This window comes from Streptomyces sp. NPDC054841 (genome assembly GCF_053611045.1).
The window spans coordinates 1-1294 of the sequence record NZ_JBSGZO010000913.1 but is presented as its reverse complement, the minus strand read 5'-3'; the positions used below and the strand labels follow the sequence as shown (position 1 = coordinate 1294).

At 71.0% G+C, this 1294-nt stretch carries 1 protein-coding gene; it reads left to right on the top strand.

The features are described from left to right. Positions 1-1284, top strand: a 1284-nt coding sequence (locus tag ACWGI8_RS44395) for an NF041680 family putative transposase (protein ID WP_453669322.1), incomplete at its 5' end; no start/stop codon positions are given. Positions 1285-1294 lie beyond the last annotated feature (10 nt).

Here is a 1294-nt window from a genome sequence, read left to right as displayed (position 1 = left end):
CTCACGGCCGAACACCGGCGCGGGCACGGAGCGATGTACGACGCGGTCAACCACGGCTGGCTGGAACCGCGCCGCCTGCGCAGGCTACTGGCCTCCACGCCGCTGCCGCGAGCCGCCGACGGGCGGATCGTGCTTGCCGTCGACGTGAGCAACTGGCTGCGGCCCGACGCCCCCACCAGCCCGGACTTGCTGTTCTGCCACGTCTACGGACGAGGACGCAGCGCGGATCAGTTCATCCCCGGCTGGCCCTACTCCTTCGTCGCCGCGCTGGAGACGGGGCGCACGTCCTGGACGGCCGTGCTGGACGCGATCCGGCTGGGGCCGACCGACGACGCCACCGCGGTGACCGCCGTCCAGCTGCGCGAGGTGGTCACCCGGCTGGTGCACGCCGGGCAGTGGCGGCCGGGCGACGCGGACATCCTCGTCGTCATGGACACCGGCTACGACGTCACCCGCCTCGCCTACGTCCTGGCCGACCTGCCCGTCGAGCTGGTCGGCCGGCTGCGTTCGGACCGGGTCATGCTCCGGGACGCCGGACCACGCCGCTCCACCCCGCGCGGCGGACAGCCCCGCAAGCACGGCGGCGTCCTCACCTTCTCCAAGCCGGAGTCCTGGCACACCCCTGACCAGGCCACGACGTGCGACACCACCCGCTACGGCACGGCCGCAGCCCTCGCCTGGGACCGGATGCACCCCCGATTGCAGGCCCGCGGCCCCTGGCTCGATCACTGCGGCGAACTCCCTTTGATCCACGGCACGTTGATCCGGCTGAAGGTCGACCACCTGCCCGGCGACCGCGACCCGAAACCGGTGTGGCTGTGGTCCTCGCGCACCGGGATGACCGGCGCAGACGTCGACCTGCGCTGGCAGGCGTTCCTCCGCAGATTCGATCTTGAACATACCTTCCGGCTGTTCAAGCAGACCCTGGGCTGGACCGTCCCCAAGGTCCGCGATCCGCACACGGCCGACCTGTGGACGTGGCTGATCATCGCCGCGCACACCCAACTCCGCCTTGCCCGGCCCCTCGCCGAGGATCTTCGTCGGCCCTGGGAACGGCCGGCGCAGCCTCGTCGGCTCACCCCTGCCCGGGTCCGCCGGGGGTTTCGCCACCTCCGCGTGAAGACAGCCCGTCCCGCCGACGTGCCCAGACCCTCCAAGCCCGGCCCCGGACGCCCACCCGGCTCGAAGAACCGCAGGTCAGCCCCACGTCACGAGCCTGGGAAGACCGTGAAACGAATCGAAACCCTCACCGAACACGTCCGCCTGAAACAGCAGCGAGGTTAATGATCAAGCT